The organism is Pseudomonas sp. HK3 (assembly GCF_052920985.1).
The window spans coordinates 281573-299550 of record NZ_JBREXD010000002.1; the positions used below are offsets into that span (position 1 = coordinate 281573).

At 40.6% G+C, this 17978-nt stretch carries 13 protein-coding genes and 1 pseudogene; 5 read left to right on the forward strand and 9 right to left on the reverse strand.

Annotation, left to right across the window (positions count from 1 at the left end; all coding sequences use genetic code 11):
• Positions 1 to 195: 195 nt before the first annotated feature.
• Genes ACU6U9_RS12245 through ACU6U9_RS12260 form a run of 4 tightly spaced genes read right to left on the reverse strand, consistent with a single transcriptional unit; the run spans position 196 to position 3407 of the window.
• Positions 196 to 1224, reverse strand: coding sequence for an alpha-ketoacid dehydrogenase subunit beta (locus ACU6U9_RS12245; protein ID WP_446735022.1), 1029 nt, complete (start codon positions 1222 to 1224; stop codon positions 196 to 198).
• Positions 1225 to 1250: 26 nt separating this feature from the next.
• A complete protein-coding gene (gene pdhA / locus ACU6U9_RS12250; RefSeq protein WP_446735023.1) occupies positions 1251 to 2363 on the reverse strand; it encodes a pyruvate dehydrogenase (acetyl-transferring) E1 component subunit alpha in 1113 nt (370 codons plus the stop codon).
• A complete protein-coding gene (locus tag ACU6U9_RS12255; RefSeq protein WP_446735328.1) occupies positions 2360 to 2965 on the reverse strand; it encodes a Glu/Leu/Phe/Val dehydrogenase family protein in 606 nt (201 codons plus the stop codon). The genes pdhA and ACU6U9_RS12255 overlap by 4 nt, the downstream gene beginning before the upstream one ends.
• The gene (locus tag ACU6U9_RS12260; protein ID WP_446735329.1) at positions 2955 to 3407 is read right to left on the reverse strand and encodes a Glu/Leu/Phe/Val dehydrogenase dimerization domain-containing protein; all 453 of its coding nucleotides are present in this window, start codon (positions 3405 to 3407) and stop codon (positions 2955 to 2957) included. Before ACU6U9_RS12260 ends, ACU6U9_RS12255 begins: the two co-directional genes overlap by 11 nt.
• Before the next feature lie 938 nt (positions 3408 to 4345).
• Between ACU6U9_RS12260 and ACU6U9_RS12265 the strand changes: the two genes are divergently transcribed.
• The 4 genes and pseudogenes from ACU6U9_RS12265 to galU all read left to right on the forward strand — a co-directional run bounded on the left by ACU6U9_RS12265 (position 4346) and on the right by galU (position 9981).
• A complete protein-coding gene (locus ACU6U9_RS12265; protein ID WP_446735025.1) occupies positions 4346 to 6112 on the forward strand; it encodes an HAD-IIB family hydrolase in 1767 nt (588 codons plus the stop codon).
• Positions 6105 to 7338 (forward strand): annotated as a pseudogene (locus tag ACU6U9_RS12270) (glycosyl transferase). Before ACU6U9_RS12265 ends, ACU6U9_RS12270 begins: the two are co-directional and overlap by 8 nt.
• A 10-nt stretch (positions 7339 to 7348) precedes the next feature.
• Complete coding sequence (locus ACU6U9_RS12275; protein WP_446735330.1) at positions 7349 to 9100, forward strand: sugar phosphorylase; 1752 nt, start codon at positions 7349 to 7351, stop codon at positions 9098 to 9100.
• Positions 9101 to 9114: 14 nt separating this feature from the next.
• The gene (galU, locus tag ACU6U9_RS12280) at positions 9115 to 9981 is read left to right on the forward strand and encodes a UTP--glucose-1-phosphate uridylyltransferase GalU (RefSeq protein WP_446735029.1); all 867 of its coding nucleotides are present in this window, start codon (positions 9115 to 9117) and stop codon (positions 9979 to 9981) included.
• A gap of 68 nt (positions 9982 to 10049) precedes the next feature.
• On the opposite strand, the gene ACU6U9_RS12285 is transcribed toward galU, so the two are convergent.
• The 3 genes from ACU6U9_RS12285 to ACU6U9_RS12295 form a co-directional block, all read right to left on the reverse strand.
• Positions 10050 to 10349 carry a DUF6482 family protein gene (locus tag ACU6U9_RS12285; protein WP_446735030.1) on the reverse strand — a complete coding sequence of 100 codons (300 nt, stop codon included), beginning with the start codon at positions 10347 to 10349 and terminating at the stop codon, positions 10050 to 10052.
• A gap of 177 nt (positions 10350 to 10526) precedes the next feature.
• Complete coding sequence (locus ACU6U9_RS12290) at positions 10527 to 10949, reverse strand: pilin (RefSeq protein ID WP_446735031.1); 423 nt, start codon at positions 10947 to 10949, stop codon at positions 10527 to 10529.
• A gap of 217 nt (positions 10950 to 11166) precedes the next feature.
• Positions 11167 to 12021: a 3-keto-5-aminohexanoate cleavage protein gene (locus ACU6U9_RS12295; protein WP_446735331.1), complete on the reverse strand. Its 855-nt coding sequence runs from the start codon at positions 12019 to 12021 to the stop codon at positions 11167 to 11169.
• A gap of 199 nt (positions 12022 to 12220) precedes the next feature.
• Here ACU6U9_RS12295 and ACU6U9_RS12300 point away from each other — a divergent pair, with 199 nt between their 5' ends.
• Positions 12221 to 14230 (forward strand): acetoacetate--CoA ligase, encoded by a 2010-nt coding sequence (locus ACU6U9_RS12300; RefSeq protein ID WP_446735332.1) that lies wholly within the window; start codon positions 12221 to 12223, stop codon positions 14228 to 14230.
• A gap of 7 nt (positions 14231 to 14237) precedes the next feature.
• On the opposite strand, the gene ACU6U9_RS12305 is transcribed toward ACU6U9_RS12300, so the two are convergent.
• Together ACU6U9_RS12305 and ACU6U9_RS12310 are read right to left on the reverse strand one after the other, a co-directional pair.
• Complete coding sequence (locus tag ACU6U9_RS12305; protein WP_446735333.1) at positions 14238 to 15005, reverse strand: hypothetical protein; 768 nt, start codon at positions 15003 to 15005, stop codon at positions 14238 to 14240.
• 62 nt (positions 15006 to 15067) lie between these two features.
• A complete protein-coding gene (locus tag ACU6U9_RS12310; protein WP_446735334.1) occupies positions 15068 to 17977 on the reverse strand; it encodes a response regulator in 2910 nt (969 codons plus the stop codon).
• Between the last annotated feature and the right edge of the window lies 1 nt (position 17978).

Consider the following 17978-nt stretch of genomic DNA (forward strand, 5'->3'; position numbering starts at 1 on the left):
TTCGTTCATATCAAGGAAAACACTAGCAACTTCCTAAATTTCTAATCGATAAATTGTAGGAGGGTGCCCGCGCCCGACAATTTTCACCCATTACATATCTAATACATTCGTTCATATCAAGGAAAACACTAGCAACTTCCTATATTGCTAATCGATAAATTGTACGAAGGTGCCCCCGCGCCCGATAAATTGCAATTATTTTTCAGCCAAACATTTATCCACCGCTGCCACTATGTCGTGACTATTCGGCAAATAATAATGTTCATTTTTAAAGTACGGCATGTGGGTATCAAAACCGGTAACTCGTTGCACAGGTGCCAATAAATTTAAAAAACATTTTTCGCTCACTTGCGCCGCAATTTCAGCGCCCACTGCAAATGAGCGAGCGGCTTCATGTACAATAACGCAGCGTCCAGTATTGACCACCGACATAATAATCGTGCGCATGTCTAACGGTTTAATGGTTGCCACATCAATCACTTCGGCCGATATTCCTTTTTCAGCTAATGCATCTGCCGCCTCTAAGGTGTCGGCGATGCACGCTCCCCAGCTAATTAATGTGACATCGGTACCTGTGCGTAATGTAAAACAGGTATCTAACGGTAAAGCCTCACCATTATTAATAATGCTTTGCTTACTGCCGCGGTAAATTCGTTTGGGTTCAAGAAATACCACCGGATCAGGGTTGCGGATTGCGGCTAACAACAAACCATAAGCACGAGCTGGCGATGAAGGAATCACAACACGAATGCCTGGCGTATGAGCAATTAATGCTTCAGTACTTTCACTGTGATGCTCTGGTGCATGAATCCCCCCGCCAAACGGGGCTCGCAATACCATTGGGCAACTCATGCGACCACGCGTGCGATTACGCATGCGCGCGGCGTGACAAAATAAATGTTCAAACGCAGGAAAAATAAACCCCATAAATTGAATTTCAGCCACTGGTTTTAAACCTTGTGAGGCCATGCCGATAGACATCCCCGCGATTAAGGCTTCAGCCAATGGCGTGTCCATTACACGCTTAAAACCAAACTGTTCTTTTAAACCCGATGTAGCCCGAAATACGCCGCCATTAGTGCCCACGTCTTCGCCCAGCACCACAACCGATTCGTCATGTTGCATTTCATAATGCAATGCAAGATTGACCGCCTCAAGTAATACGCAATCCACTTTGTCAGCTTGGATTGATGCATGATTTGCTTGTTCGTTAGTATGTGACATAAACACCTCCACCTATATCCAATCCGTTAATGCTGATTACGTGCAAGTTTATCGGCTAATAAATCCAATTGTTCGTTCATCACTTCTGGCCAATCTTGGTATAAGTGATCAAACATGCTTTCTGCTGGTTCTTTTTCTGTTTTTAAATATTCTTGTACGGCCTCATCTACTTTATGACTGCACTCGCTTTGCCATGCTTTTTCTTGTTCGCCATCCCAAAGATTTAATGCCACTAACGCATTTTGTAAACGCTTAATAGGTTCATTTAGCCACGCTTCTTTGACTTCTTCGTTTGAGCGATAGCGACTCGCGTCATCGGCGGTGGTGTGATCGCCCAAGCGATATGTCATAGCTTCAATCAATGTGGCCCCTTTATGTTCTTTCGCCCGTTCACGAGCCTCTAGCATGGCTTGATAAACAGCAAGTACATCATTGCCGTCTACTTGTACGCCATGAATGCCCGCGCCAATGGCTTTTTGTGCAAGTGTTGGCGCACCACATTGCATATCGCGAGGTACCGATATGGCATATTGATTATTGTTAACCAGAACCACCATGGGTAGCTGCCATGCACCCGCCACATTTAAACTTTCAAAAAAATCTCCTTTTGATGTACCACCATCACCAATGGTCACAACCGCAAGCTGTTCTTGGCCTTTAATTTTAAGTGCCGCGGCAGCCCCTGCTGCGTGTGTAATTTGTGTGGCAATCGGCACACAAATAGGAAAGTCTTGTTTAGGCCCATGAGCCGAGCCGCGTTCATCCCCGCCCCAGTATAAAAGTAAATCACTCATTTTATGGCCACGTAATAAATGCGCGCCGTGATCACGATAATATGGCACAAATACATCGTCTTTTTGCAGCGCCATGCCAATGGCAACACCAAATGCTTCTTGCCCTAAACTTGAAGGGAACGTTCCCATTTGACCCGTGCGCTGTAGCGCAATCGCTTTGCTATCAAATACACGATTGAGCACCATGTGTTTATACGATTGCACCAACCATTCATCACTGGCAAATTCTGGCCGTGTACTCAGCCAAGTACCGTCCTTGTCTAAAAACTGGATGCGCTGCAATGAAAATTGGATTAATGGGCTATGACCCTGAACACTGACCGGTGTCGGTTTCATCATTTTCATACCGCCTCCAAAACCCAATCAGGCTCAATTGTTTCGCTGTATAAAATTTTCTCAGCCATTTCATTGGCAATAAAATTACAGGGCATATTTTTTTGTTTTGATAACACAAATATTTTATCAAGCGTATCTTTTAGTTTATTCACCTCATGAGTTATTTGATCATGATTCATTCCTCGATAACTAGACGAGGCAAACACGAGCCCACCGCTATTAATTACATAATCCGGGGCGTATAAGATATTCCTGTCATGTATTAATTGAGCCACGTCATCGTGGGCTAATTGATTATTGGCACAACCTGCAATAATTTTGCATTTTAGTAATGAGAGTGTTGTTTCATTCAGTACGCCACCTAACCCGCATGGACTAAAGACATCACAAGGCTGTTGATAAATTTCATTGGCGCGCACCACTTTTGCAGAAAATTGCTTCTGCGCCAGTTTGGTTCTTCTTTCATCAACATCACACACAATTAATTGACAACCGGCATCGTGCAAGTGACCTGCAAGTGCAAAACCCACATGCCCTAAGCCTTGAATCGCAACAGTTATCCCACTTAGTGATTGCTTCATTAAAAAACGCACGGCTGTTTCAACTGCCAATCAACATACCATGGGCGGTAGAAGGAGACGGATCACCTATATTGCTTGAGCTGCTCACAAAGGGGGTCTGGCTTCTTATGGTGTCCATATCAGACACCTGAGTGCCGCTATCCATGGCCGAGATATAACGACCACCTAAACTATGAACAAATTGCCCAAACTGTTTGAACAATGCCTCGCGGTCAAAGTCCCCTTTTGGCTTCATGATAACCGCTTTACCGCCACCTTGGGGCACACGCGCTAAAGCAGCCTTATAGCTCATACCTCGGGCTAAGCGCATAGCATCTTCTATGGCATCTATTTCACTGCTGTATTCGATAAATCGGCATCCGCCTAGAGCTGGCCCTAAACGTAAATTATGAAGTGCAACAACGGCATTGAGCGGGCCTTGCTGACAAAAGTGTAACTCTTGCACTGCTTGCGTGTGCATATTCGAGAACATACGCCGGACTCCCTTGTGAGGTTTACGACACAATGTATATGTGATGCAGCATTAACTGCGAATCCCTTTTGGGGATATATTTCAGTTTAGACACAAGCCTGTCAGAAAGTCTTATAAAAATTAGGATCGAGATTGAATGTATCTAAAGAAGATTTTTTAAGATGAAAAATGAATATCAAAGTGTCATTTATGCTTTAAAATCACGACGATTTACGCCACCTAAAAACGCGTCACACAACAAGGTGTAAATTAAAACATTATGTTCACGCGATAAAACATCTCAATTGAATGATTCTACTGTTATCTCAACAATTTAATTTTTCACTAATGGGCTTACCTACGTTTCATTCTACAGAAATGGCCCATTTTGTCTGCTCGATGGCAACCGTTACGAACGCAAAAATTAAAACGCTCTGCTCACGTACCCAATACCAACATAAAAACGTGTGTTAATTAAAGATATTATTTTTCGATGTCTTCAGCCTGCTCTAGTAGCACAGACGTAATCCTTTATTTTTTTATATAATATCACTAACAAACCCGAGTGTAATTGTGCTCTGGCTGTTTGAATTTCAATGCCCTTTCTATTTTATCATTTTTTCCGCGCTATAAAACATGCTGCTTCCTTTTTTCATTGACACAATATAATTGGCTTCAACTAAGCGATCATCCTACTACTAAGCGACGATCTATGGTCCAACCGCTCTCTGCATGAGCGGTAAGGTTCACAAAATTTAAAACCGCACTATTTAAAACAGACTTGAATCAAAGACATTTACATTCGAAATAACAAAATAGACATAAGTGCATAATTTAAAAAATCCAACATTATTAGGCATTTCATATACATAAAGTAATATTTGTTTTGATGGGGCACAGATATTGCTCTGAATAAATAAGCCAGTAAAAACTCAATAAATACAGGCAGTTAATTAAGTATGAGCCAATTAGAATTATCAAGATTTGTGCAAAAGCATCAGCTAGGGCGTGAGTATATCCGCCAAGTAGCGGATTATTTTGCACCACTGGCCAGAGAAATAGTTAACCTGCACCAAAATAAAAAAAAACCAATCATAGTGACCATTAATGGTGCGCAGGGTTCGGGTAAAAGCACATTATCTGAACTTCTTGTGGAAATTTTCCAACAAAAATATGCACTGCATGGGGTTGCTCTGTCATTAGATGATTTTTATTACACACATACTGAGCGTCAGCACTTAGCTCATACCATTCACCCGCTATTCGCCACCAGAGGCGTACCGGGCACCCATGATATTTTGCTCGCCAATGAAACATTAGATCACTTAATGTCACACAACGGTGCGCAAACCATTTATGTCCCGCGCTTTAATAAAGCTATAGATGATCGCTTTGACGAAAAAGACTGGAGCCCGATTACCAAAAAACCAAATATTATTATTTTAGAAGGCTGGTGTGTAGGTGCATCTGCTCAAGCCCCTCAACAACTCATACAACCCATCAACGATTTAGAAGCGCAAGAAGATCAACAAACGTTATGGCGCAGCCATGTCAATGAACAACTTAAAATGCAATACGAGCCGCTATTTTCTCGGTCTGACTGTACTATTATGCTTAAAGCGCCCAGTTTTGAATGTGTCTTTAATTGGCGCTTAGAACAAGAAGATAAATTAGTACGCAATTTAAAAAAAACGAATACTCAAACTATTCGTACGATGAATGAAAATGATATTAAGCGTTTCATACAGCACTACCAAAGGCTCACTGAGCATTTACTCGCCACGCTCCCAAATACAGCTCAGTATGTTTTTACATTAAACACAAAAAGAAAAATCATAAAACGCGACAAACAATCACAATTCAATGACCTAATAATTAAGCCCCTTATTTTCACCGATCTTGATGGTACACTCTTAGATCACCACAGCTATTCCCATCAAGCAGCTGATATAGCCTTGGCTTATTTAGAACAAAACAACATCCCCGTGATTCCTTGCAGCAGTAAGACCCAATTAGAAATCGAAAAACTACGTCATGATTTAAACAACAAACACCCTTTTATTATTGAAAATGGCGCGGCTGTTTTTATACCAAAAGACTATTTTACGTCTCAACCAGAAGACACTATTGAAGATGAAAATTACTGGATAAAATCATTTGTGCAACCACATGATCACTGGGTTCGTCAACTCAATACCATGCGCGATGAATTTAACGGTTTATACAAACCCTTTAGTGAAATGACCATAGAAGAAATAGCACAAGCAACCGACTTATCATTAGAGCAAGCAAGCTTAGCCGCCAAGCGTCAATACGGTGAGCCTGTTTTATGGCTAGGCAGTCACGAACAAAAAAACAACTTTATTCGCACATTAAAAAATAAGGGTGTAACGGTTTTACAAGGTGGGCGGTTTTTACATATCTGTGGAAATGCCAACAAAGGTAACGCACTTTTATGGTTAGCAAATACCTATCAAACACGGCTGAATCAGGACTACATCACCATTAGTATTGGTGATAGCCATAACGATCGCGAAATGCTCGACATGGCCGACAACGCCCTCATTATTCGCTCACCCGTTCACGATCTACCGCCATTATCTCGTATTGATCGCGTCACCATATCCGATGCGCTTGGACCTCAAGGCTGGGCACAAGGCGTTAATCGTATTTTAGATTCAATTTTTCTCGTGCAATTAATTAAAATAGGGGAACACCATGGCTGATTTTTATCAGAATGGCATCATCACCACGCTGCATAATTTAACTGATCGACACCTTGCCGATTTAGAAAACGATCTTGTGAGCTTTAACAAGCAAAGACCTATAGGCTTATTACTCCCCTCTTTATTTTCTGAACTTGAAGGTGAAGCGCTACCTAATATCGTCGAGCATATAAAACATGTGCCCTACTTAAGCGAAATTGTGATTGGTTTAGACCGTGCAGATGAAGATCAATACATGCATGCGCTAAAATTCTTTTCAACCTTACCTCAACATCACCGTGTACTGTGGAATGACGGTCCACGTTTAAAAGCCCTAGATTCACAACTGCAAGAAATGGGTTTAGCTCCAAAAGAAATGGGCAAAGGCCGTAATGTTTGGTACTGCATGGGTTACATGCTTTCATCTGGTAAAGCCGAATCCATTGCATTGCATGATTGCGACATTGTCACCTACACAAGCGAATTGCTTGCTCGCTTAGTATACCCAGTTGCAAACCCCTCTTTTAATTATGAATTCTGTAAAGGCTATTACGCTCGTATTGCAAGTGGCAAACTCAATGGCCGCGTTAGCCGATTACTCGTGACCCCCTTATTAAGAGCACTTAAATCCGTGGTTAAAGACAATGAAGAATATCTTAACTACATGGATAGCTTCCGCTATCCATTGGCAGGGGAATTTTCATTTAGACGAGACGTATTAAACGATATACGGATTCCGAGTGACTGGGGGTTAGAAATTGGCGTGCTATCGGAGATGCACCGCAACTATGCAAACAATCGTCTTTGCCAAGTGGATATCGCAAAAATATATGACCATAAACATCAGGACCTTATCATTGAGTGACCAGCAAGCGGGTTTATCAAAAATGTCCATTGATATAGCCAAAGCTCTGTTTCGAAAACTGGCAACAAAAGGCACCGTTTTTAACGAAGAAACTTTCCGCACTATTAAGGCCAGTTATTTTCGTATTGCATTAGATTTTGTCGAAACATATCGCAATGACGCAATCATGAATGGACTTAATTTTGATATTCACCAAGAAGAAGAAGCGGTTGAAATGTTCGCGAGAAATATCATGGATGCAGGCAAACGCTTTTTAGATAACCCCATGGAAACCCCTTTTATACCAAGTTGGAGCCGAGTGCAAAGTGCTATACCCGATATTTTCGAGCGACTGTATCAAGCGGTTGAAGAAGATCACGCTGAGTTCACGTCTAAGCTATAGGGTAAAGATTATGATGGATGCACACACCAAAGCACTACTCGAATCTAAAATACATCATCACTTGCAAGCCATTTATGGTGATGCTCAAACACCATCGGCTTTAGGGGAGTTAACTCAAGAACTCATCGATATCATGCGCTTCAAACAACATTATGAAGCGGTTTCGCCCCATCAAAATTACTGGACCGAAGAGGATGTGGCCGTGATTACCTATGGCCACAGTATTCAAAAAGAAAATGAGGCACCTCTTGCAACCCTGCATCACTTTTTAAACGACTACCTAAAAGACAGTTTTAATAGTGTTCATATATTACCATTTTTTCCTTACAGCGCAGATGATGGGTTTGCGGTTTGCGATTATTATGCAGTGAATCCTGAATTAGGACACTGGCAACACATAGAAAAAATTGCCGATGAATATCGATTAATGGCAGACCTTGTAATTAACCATTGTTCAGATCAAAGCCAATGGTTTAAGAATTTTATTAAAGGTGATGGTATTGGTCATGATTATTTTTATACCACAACAAAAGATGCGCCTGTATCACAAGTCGTTAGACCACGCACATCATCACTGTTACGTGAAACACAAACAGATAAAGGGTTAGAGCATGTCTGGTGTACTTTTAGTCATGAGCAAGTGGACTTAGATTTTTCAAATCCACAAGTATTAAAAGAGTTTATTAATATTATTCGTGATTACCTAGATAAAGGTATTCGAATTTTTCGCTTAGACGCCATTGCTTTTTTGTGGAAAAAACCAGGGACTAATTGCTTAAACTTAGATGAAACCCATGAGGTGGTGCGTTTAATTAGAACACTCATTGAACACACGCAACCCGATAGCATTATCATCACTGAAACCAATATTCCAAATATTGAAAACTTAAGCTATTTTGGTAATGCCAATGAAGCACATTGTGTATATAACTTCTCATTGCCCCCTCTTTTGGTTTACACCTTAGTCAGCGGAAACTGCCGTTACTTAAAACGTTGGTTGATGAGCATGCCACCTGCGCAACATGGCACGACTTATTTTAATTTCATTGCCTCCCATGATGGCATTGGCTTAAGACCCGCCGAAGGCTTATTAAGTGATACTGAACTGGCCACCTTGGTCAGCACAATGCAAAATTTTGGTGGCAAGATTTCATGGCGTGCAGGTGAAAACGGCGTTAAAAAACCCTATGAAGTCAACATTACATTATTTGATGCACTACAAGGCACAGAAAACGGTAAAGACGATTATGCATTAGCGCGTTTTTTATGTGCCCATGGCGTGATGCTCGCTTTAGAGGGCATTCCCGCACTGTATATTCACAGTGTATTAGGTACACATAACGACTATGAAAAACTAGAACGCACGCAGCAAAACCGATCAATAAATCGTCGTGAATGGCAATATGATGAATTGGTTACATTATTAAACGATGATACCAGTCATCACAAACAGGTTTATGAACAGATCACCCAATTAGTTCAACTTCGTCGAAAACAAAAAGCGTTTCACCCTAACGCAACCCAATTTACCTTACATATCGGTGATCATCTTTTTGGTTTTTGGCGACAAAGTATGGACCGCCGTCAAAGTATTTTCTGTATTTATAATATTACCGACCAAGAGCAACCGCTTCTATTATCAGATTTAAATTTGGTGGTCACCCACCACTGGCAAGACCTTATTGGTGGCGTCACGTTTGATAATACCCACGACGCCATCACACTAGAACCTTATCAAATGATGTGGATCGCCAACGTATAAACTAGGAGTGTAAAATGTCTCAAACACAAACCGTCAAAAAATGTTTATTTCCTGTGGCAGGTTATGGTACTCGATTTTTACCCGCCACCAAATCCATGCCGAAAGAAATGCTACCTGTAGTCAATAAACCACTCATCCAATACGCAGTTGAAGAAGCCATGGAAGCGGGCATCAATAAAATGGGGTTCATCACGGGTCGAGGTAAGCGTGCTATCGCCGATTATTTTGATAATAATTATGAACTTGAACACGAGATTGCAGGCAGCAAAAAGGCAGATAATTTAAACGACATTAATAAAGTTATGGACGAGGGGCAGTTTATTTTCATGCGCCAACGTGAAATGTTAGGCCTAGGCCATGCCATTTTAACCGGCGAACCCATTATTGGTAATGAGCCATTCGCAGTTATTTTGGCCGATGATTTATGCGTAGCGCCATTAAAGCAAGATTCAAGTAAATCAACATTAAGAGCCATGGCGCAATTGATTGAGCTATACAACCAATATCAATGTTGCATTGTGGCCATTGAAGAAGTACCAAAATCAGATACCGCAAGCTACGGTATTATTAGCGGTGAAGAAATAGCACCCGGTATTTATGACGTAACCGATATGGTTGAAAAACCCAATCCAGAAAACGCACCTACCAATATGGCCATTATCGGGCGTTACGTATTAACGCCACAGATTTTTGACTATTTACGCGAAACCAAGCCTGGTACGAACGGTGAAGTTCAAATTACGGATGCACTCAAACAAGTCGCAAAAGAAGAACGTGTTATTGCTGTGAAATTTGCAGGTGAGCGTTTTGACTGTGGCAGTGTTGAAGGATTTGTGCAAGCTACAAATTACTTTTTCGAGCACGAATTTAAAAGTGGCTAAACAATAAATATCATAAAATACGCTATAAATAAAAAGGCCTATTTAACGAATGTTAAATAGGCCTTTTATTAATGTATATCAATTGGAATTTCCATTACAGGGCTCATTTCACCTTCTACTGACACACAGGCTTCATCGTAAGGTAACTGCTGATACAATACCGCTGACTTACACTTTAATTTTCGTACAAGTATTTTACCTGCTTCTAAGCTATTACTTACAACTCGTTTACCCTTATTGTCATACACAGCAAAGCGCTCGCCCTTGTCATGTGCATATAATTGATAAGACATGCCACATATACTCACCAGCATAAGTTTATCAACAGGATGATCAAGTTGCTGTATCTCATTCATTGTCATTTTCATACTGACTCACTTAACAGTGTTGATTTAAGCTGTTTACGTGAAATAGATCATTACGGTTTATGACAAAAGTGAAAAAACGATGTTTGTTTGTATCAATACCTTATAAAAATACAAAGCTTTACAACCGGCATTGATAATGCGATGTATCATACCGGTTGTTAAGTCATCTCTTTATATTTATTCTTGGCACTCAAGTGGCAAATATTTTACTTTTATTTTATCACCAAAGCATGCCCATTCTATATCGCCTTCAATGACTTGTGGGCTTAATACAATGTACTGTTTTTCATCGGCTTTATCATTGCCTACATGGGCAGCAATCACACCATTATCATAAACATCTATGCTGTATTTATGCTCTGGATATTCAAGTTCAGCGGCTGTAAATCCTAATTCTTCTACTTTTGTCGGCCAAGCTTGATTAGACATCGCATATTCAACTGCAGGCGCTTGCAGCTCTAGCAAGCGAGTGTAAGCCGCATTAATACGCGCTGTTTCAATATGGTCTTGATATTTATGCATCGTCAACGCAATTAAAATACCAATCACTGTAATCAAAGCGACGATAAAGAAACGCTTCTTTTCATTTATATAAAGCAATTCTATTAAAACCTCATAGGGACTATATGCCAGAATAGTTCAACTAATTAAAACGCGCAAAGAAAGAGGTTATGCCACAAACCTAGCTTGCTGGTAAATCAAAAATGCAATGCAAGTTGTTATGTTGGGGGTATAAGTGTCATACAAGATAGGAAAAATCGATTAATAATATGAGAGAACTCATTATTTTCAAAATAATGAGTTCTCAATCAGCCTATTATAAAAAAAGCTGACGAGCTTCCTCTGGTGTAGCCACTTCACGGCCTGCATCGCGTGCAACTTTTGCCATAGCCTCGATTAACTGGCCGTTACTGGTGGCCTTTTCACCACCAGGTAAATAAAACGTATCTTCTAGACCCGTACGTAAATTACCACCCAGTTCAGCGACTTTTTTGTGTACGCTCCAAACTTCTTCACGGCCAATCACGGTCGCTTGCCAATGACTGCCCGGTTTTAAATATTTCAAAATAATGGGTAATAGGTCTGGGTCTGCTGGCATGCCAGAATTCACACCCATAACTAAGTTGTAATCTAAGCGGTCCCACATACCCACTTCTTGAAACATGCCGACGCTGCGTACAATACCTAAATCAAAACATTCAAATTCAGGGCGACAGCCTTCTTCTTTACATACTTCTAGCAATTCTTGGATTTTATCCACCGTGTTTTGAAATAACATCGGTGGCCAAGCCCAAGTGCCGTTTGAACGGGTTTTTAAATAGTTAAGTGAGCCAGCATTACACGCTGCAATTTCCGGCTTACCCATTTTAATACAATCAATCGGGCCTTGTTGGTCACGCCCAATGGTGCCGGTTGTGTAGTTAATAATCACGCCTGGGCAGGCTTCACGAATGGCATTACTGATCTCTAATGCCACTTCAGGCTCCCAACAAGGTAAATGGCCTTTACCTTGTGTCTGCTGACGGAAATGAATGTGCATGCAGCTAGCACCTGCGTCATAGGCTTCTTTTGCGGATGCCGCCATTTGTTTTGCCGTCACCGGCACAGGGTGTTGCTCTGGATTCGTTAATACCCCAGTAAGGGCACAAGTAATAACCACTTTTTCGCTCATGTAGCATTCCTCTAAATTATAAATACACATTAAAACTGTCAGCGTCGAGATACCTTATCGCAATCATTCAAACCAAGCAAGCGCTTGGTTTGAATTATTTAATAACTTATACTTATTAATCTCTTAATAGAATAAATTTCACAAATAGACTATTTTGCCCCAAGCTGGCGGCATTACCTTAGAATTATTGGAGTACGCTATGACCAATCCTTTGTGGTCCCCGTCTGACTCTCGCATTGAACACAGTAATATGAAGGCGCTGATGAACTTCATCGCCCAAGACGGCCATGCTGTGCAGCAATATCAGCAACTGCATGATTTTTCGGTGCGTCTACCACAGTTATTCTGGAAATACGTTTGGGATTTTGCCTCTTTTACTCAGCACACGCCCTATCAAAATGTATTGAAAGATGGTGATAAGATGCCAGGCGCCACGTGGTTTGAAGGCGCTACATTTAACTTTGCTGAAAACTTATTAAAATTTCGCCACGACAGCACTGCTATCATCGCCTATGACGAACGAGGCAAGCAGCAACAGCTTAGTTACGCCCAGCTATACACTAAGGTGGCTAAACTCAGCGCGCATTTTAAAGCGCTAGGCATACAACCTGGCGATCGTATAGCGGCCTTCATGCCAAACGTACCCGAGGCCATAATTGCTATGCTAGCGGCCACCAGTTTAGGCGCCGTTTGGTCAAGCTGCTCACCGGATTTTGGCTTACAAGGGGTACTTGATCGCTTTGGGCAAATTGAACCAAAAATATTAATTACCACAGATGGTTATTTCTACGGTGGTAAAACGCTAAACAGTTTAGAAAAACTGCAACCGATTCTTAAGCAACTCAATAGTATTGAGCATGTGGTTGTGGTGCCCTATGCTGATTTTTCTATTTCTCAAGAGCAAGCTCAAACTAAACTTGGTGATACGCTCAACATTCATCTATGGCAACAATGTTTAGATAATGATGCTGAAAAAATAGAGTTCAGTGCACAAACGTTTGATCACCCGCTTTATATTTTGTACAGCTCAGGTACAACCGGTGCTCCAAAGTGCATTGTGCACAGCGCAGGTGGAACATTATTACAGCACTACAAAGAATTAGTGTTTCATACCGATGTGAAACAAGAAGACACACTTTTTTACTACACTACCTGCGGTTGGATGATGTGGAACTGGATGGTCAGTACTCTTATGACCGGCGCCACTCTGGTGATTTATGATGGTTCACCATTTTACCCTGGCCCAAATGTTTTATGGGATATGGCCGAGACAGAAAACATCAGCATCTTTGGCACCAGTGCCAAATACATCAGTGCACTAGAAAAAGCCCCTTACTTACCAAACCAAGCACATGCATTGCCTAAACTAAAAAGCCTGCTTTCAACAGGTTCACCACTGAGCAATGAAAGTTTTGATTTTGTGTATAAACATATTAAACAAGATTTATGTTTAAGCAGCATCGCTGGCGGCACCGACATTGTTTCATGTTTCACGCTGGGTAATCCTGTGTTACCAGTATACAAAGGCGAAATTCAGTGCCTAGGCTTAGGCATGGCGGTAAATGTATTTAATGATGAAGGTGAGCCCGTTACGGCAAACACAGGAGAACGCGGTGAATTAGTCTGTGAAACATCATTTCCCTGTATGCCAATTGGGTTTTATAACGATAGCCATAATGAAAAATACTTAAGCAGTTATTTTAAACGCTTTGACAACATATGGGCGCACGGAGATTTTGCTGAAAAGATTGAGCGAGAATTTAATGGCCACTCTTATACAAGCTTAGTGATTCATGGTCGCAGTGATGCCATTTTAAATCCTGGTGGTGTGCGCATTGGTACTGCTGAAATTTATCGCCAAGTTGAAAAAATAGATGCCGTAATAGAAAGCATTGCGGTTGGCCAAACCTTACTGCATGACAGTACAGACATTCGGGTGGTTTTGTTTGTAATTTTACGCGATGGCCAAACCTTAACCGATGAGTTAACACACACCATCAAAACAACCATCCGACAAAATACAACACCCAGACACGTGCCTGCCATCATCATACAAGTAGCCGATATCCCTCGTACTTTGAGTGGAAAAATCGTTGAAGTCGCCGTACGTGAAACCATACATGGGCGAGCGGTTAAAAATACGGACGCCTTAAAAAACCCAGAGGCATTAGATTTATTTAAAAATTTAGCGCAGTTACAACAAACATAATCCATTATTATTGATAACGCTGCGGGTTTGGGTCATTAGTGATTTGAACCGCGGCGGTGATACCGTCATTAATAAATTCTAATATTTGTTTACTCTCATCATCTTCTTTTTTTTCATAGCGCTTATATGCTTGATTATATAAGGCGAGTGCTTGCTTTGCCGCCGACTTGTCGTTTTTTTTAAGCAATGAAAAAGCTTGTTGAAAAATTGGTTCACGATTGTGCTCGCTCACTAGGGTAAATGTCGTTTCACCCAAACTGACTTGAATGTCTTTTAAGTAAGGACCTTTTAATTTTTGCCATATATCCTCTAACAGCGTTTGCCTTGCTAGCTTAGTATTTTGTCGAAAAGCTTGTAATAGTTGATGCGTAGTTTGCGTGTAATCCGGTCTAGGTACGGCATCGATTGGATAATTATCAGCACCTTGAGTATGAAAGATTAATGTTTCATTCAATGTATCTACTAACTCAATGCTGTAAGGGGTACGGATGTAACCTCGGTTTGTCATCACATACTTAATAGTGCCTTTATTATTGTCATCAAACTCAACTATTTGGCGCGAAATAGGTTCACGTTGTACTAAGAAGGAAGGTTGAATATGAATATACACAATCAGCTGTGCACTTAATGCAATACGACTGTAGTGTAACTTTAGGGTTTCAACTTTTAAGGTGGGCTCAGGGCGTGCTAATGTTTGGTCATCGATGCTGACATGAATCGCCTTATGCTTACTGGTTAAAGGATAAGCCGCGGGCGAAATATAATCATATTTCAACTCGCTTTTGACAAAGCTATGACTCGCGCACCCTGTCAATACAAGCAAAAGTAATATGCATGTTATTTTAACCATTTTTTTATTTTTTTCTTTATTACATTTAAATCAATTGGTTTAGCCATATAATCATTCATGCCGCAATCAATGCATTTTTCTTTATCGCCAGTCATAGCGTTGGCAGTCATTGCGACAATTGGAATATATTTATAATATGCCATTTTTCTTATCGCAATGGTCGCCTCATAGCCATCCATAACTGGCATTTGGCAATCCATTAAAATAATATCAAATGCATTCATATTGGCTTCTAACAAATCGATTGCTTCTTTACCATTAGAGGCTACTGTCACACTCAAACCCAGTTCATCTAATAATGTAATGGCCACCTCTTGATTAATTTCGTTATCTTCAACCAATAAAATATTACCTTTTGACTGGCCAACAGAGATGGTTTCATTTTCATCATCTGATCTTAGTGACTGTATATGTTGCTGCGTTAATAACGGCTTAGCTTGTGCTAGACACAACCCATTATCGATACAAATAGCTAATGCATCATGTATATCTTCTGGCATCACGGGTTTAATAAGATAAGACGTAAAGCCCATGGCAGCAAATTCTTCAGCATCTTCTACTTCACCTGAAGAACTCATCATAATCAAAGGCATATTGTCATATTTACGTTGTGAACGAATTTTTCTGCCCAACTCTGCCCCATCCATTTTAGGCATTTGCATATCTAAAATAGCGGCATCAAAATATTCACGATGAGATGATAATGCGTTTAATGCTTCTTGTGCACTGGAGCATTGGATCACATTCACGCCCCATATTTTCAATAGCTCACTTAAAACTAATAAATTACTTTCATTATCATCTGTAATTAAAACGTTGTAGTCCGCTAAATCTAATTTAACTTGTGTTTTATGATCAAACTCGCTGTTTTCTAGTATTACTGAAAATTCAAAGCAACTGCCTTTTCCTACTTCGCTGCTTACGCTAATCGACCCCCCCATTAACTCACATAATTGCTTACAAATGGCTAAACCTAAACCAGTACCACCGTATTGACGTGTATTTGAACCATCGGCTTGAGAAAAAGATTCAAATAATGTTTCTATTTGCGAATCTTCAATCCCGATACCGGTATCACTAATCGAGCTGTATAAAATCAATCCTGTTTCCGGTACTTCTTTTAACCCTACTTTAATAAAAACTTCACCTTCGTCTGTGAATTTCAAACTATTGGCGATTAAATTAGTGAATATTTGACGTATACGCGTAGGGTCACCTTTTACCCAATTAATTTCTAAATTGTTAATATCTAAAATAACTTCAACATTGTTGAAATTATCAATATTACCGTGTTGCAGTGTTGATACTATCTCTGATAAAAGCGCACGAATATTAAAGTCGATATACTGAATATCCAGCTTACCTGCTTCAATTTTAGAGAAGTCTAAAATATCATTAATCAGTACTAATAAGTTTTCAGCACTGGTTTTTGCTATCTGAATAAAATGGCGCTGCTTATTCGCTAACTCTGTGCGCAATACAATATCCAACATCCCCAATACACCATTCATTGGTGTTCTAATTTCATGACTCATGTTCGCCAAAAATTGGCTTTTTGCTTGTGTCGCTTGTTGTGCTTCTTTAACCGATTCTGACAGCGTTGCGTTTAAATCTAATAGCTGCTGATTGCGTTTATTAAATTGGTCGGCTAAGTCCGCAAGTTCACCATCTTTAATACCTGTGATTTTTTTTGTGTGATCAAACAGCATAACTTGTTCACGCATTTTACGTAGCGGCGAAATAAGTACCCATTCTAGATACACAAGCCCCAATACTAAGCCCGCTAATATTGCCCATGTAAATCCCCACAATACACTTTGGATAATACGTGCACTTTTTTCATTCAGTATTCGATTAGGTACCACTAATATTAATTTGCCGTAACTATTCGGTATGTGAAAAACCTGAATCGCAACAGGCTCGTTAACAATGGGGTCATTAGGCATATCAATTTGCTTAATAAAACTATTGCCGATGGTTTTTTTAGCCAGTGGGTCCGCCATAATACTCGCAATGCGAAAGCCTTCATCGAGCGTAATTTGATAACTGCTTTTTGCGAGTAGCTGCGCGCGCATTGAAAGCTCTCGATTGGAGCGTGCGATGCTTTCCATCGCTTCCAGTACATCATTAATGTTTGGTAAGAATGATGTGGTTTCAGCGGCCTTTTGTATTGAAATATATTGCAGTTTTTGCTCTTGATCATCGGTGGTCACATAACGCTTACTGATTTTATCATCCGGGAATGATAAAAATGTACCGCTGCGATCCAGCACATAACCATAACCATTGAATCGTTTTGACTGCTGAGCCAGAAGAGCCTTAAACGCTGAGAGTTTGATATCAACAGTGGATACCCCGAAGTACTTACCATTGCGATAAATAGGGGCTCCTGCGGTCATCATAGGTTCTAGCGTATAAGGGTCCACATATGAGCGCGACCAATAGACCTTGCCTTCAACCGCATAGCGAGCAGGGACATACCACTCTTCATTATGGTAACCCATGCCTTTTGGGTCATTGTAGTCTTGAAATTGCTCAAGATTGCCCTCTGAATTGCGCCCCCAAAAAAAGCTATTACGCTGTTTACGCTTATTAAACGCAAATGGCTCCGGCCAAATACCGCCACCGGCAACAAACCCTTTGATGCTGTTTTCGTTTAAGGCGTGTTTAAACACGTCTTCAAATACATCTTTATTCAGCGGTAAGCTTTCAGCTGCATTAGCCATTGCTAATGCAAGTGATGCAGACTTATCCATGTATTTAACAACCAGTGCAACCGTGGCCTCGCCAATTTGACGGATATGCTGACGCTCTGTCTTTTCGATAGCAGGACGCCCTTCACTTTCCATTACCCATAAGAACGCACCTATCATTAGCAAAAGCATAATGACAAACAAA

What these genes read in the sequence shown, in the direction of transcription:
- ACU6U9_RS12245 (WP_446735022.1), bottom strand. Translation starts at nt 1,224, where the DNA reads ATGTCACATACTAACGAACAAGCAAATCATGCATCAATCCAAGCTGAC.
- pdhA (WP_446735023.1), bottom strand. Translation starts at nt 2,363, where the DNA reads ATGAAAATGATGAAACCGACACCGGTCAGTGTTCAGGGTCATAGCCCA.
- ACU6U9_RS12260 (WP_446735329.1), bottom strand. Translation starts at nt 3,407, where the DNA reads ATGTTCTCGAATATGCACACGCAAGCAGTGCAAGAGTTACACTTTTGT.
- ACU6U9_RS12265 (WP_446735025.1), top strand. Translation starts at nt 4,346, where the DNA reads ATGAGCCAATTAGAATTATCAAGATTTGTGCAAAAGCATCAGCTAGGG.
- ACU6U9_RS12275 (WP_446735330.1), top strand. Translation starts at nt 7,349, where the DNA reads ATGATGGATGCACACACCAAAGCACTACTCGAATCTAAAATACATCAT.
- galU (WP_446735029.1), top strand. Translation starts at nt 9,115, where the DNA reads ATGTCTCAAACACAAACCGTCAAAAAATGTTTATTTCCTGTGGCAGGT.
- ACU6U9_RS12285 (WP_446735030.1), bottom strand. Translation starts at nt 10,349, where the DNA reads ATGAAAATGACAATGAATGAGATACAGCAACTTGATCATCCTGTTGAT.
- ACU6U9_RS12295 (WP_446735331.1), bottom strand. Translation starts at nt 12,021, where the DNA reads ATGAGCGAAAAAGTGGTTATTACTTGTGCCCTTACTGGGGTATTAACG.
- ACU6U9_RS12300 (WP_446735332.1), top strand. Translation starts at nt 12,221, where the DNA reads ATGACCAATCCTTTGTGGTCCCCGTCTGACTCTCGCATTGAACACAGT.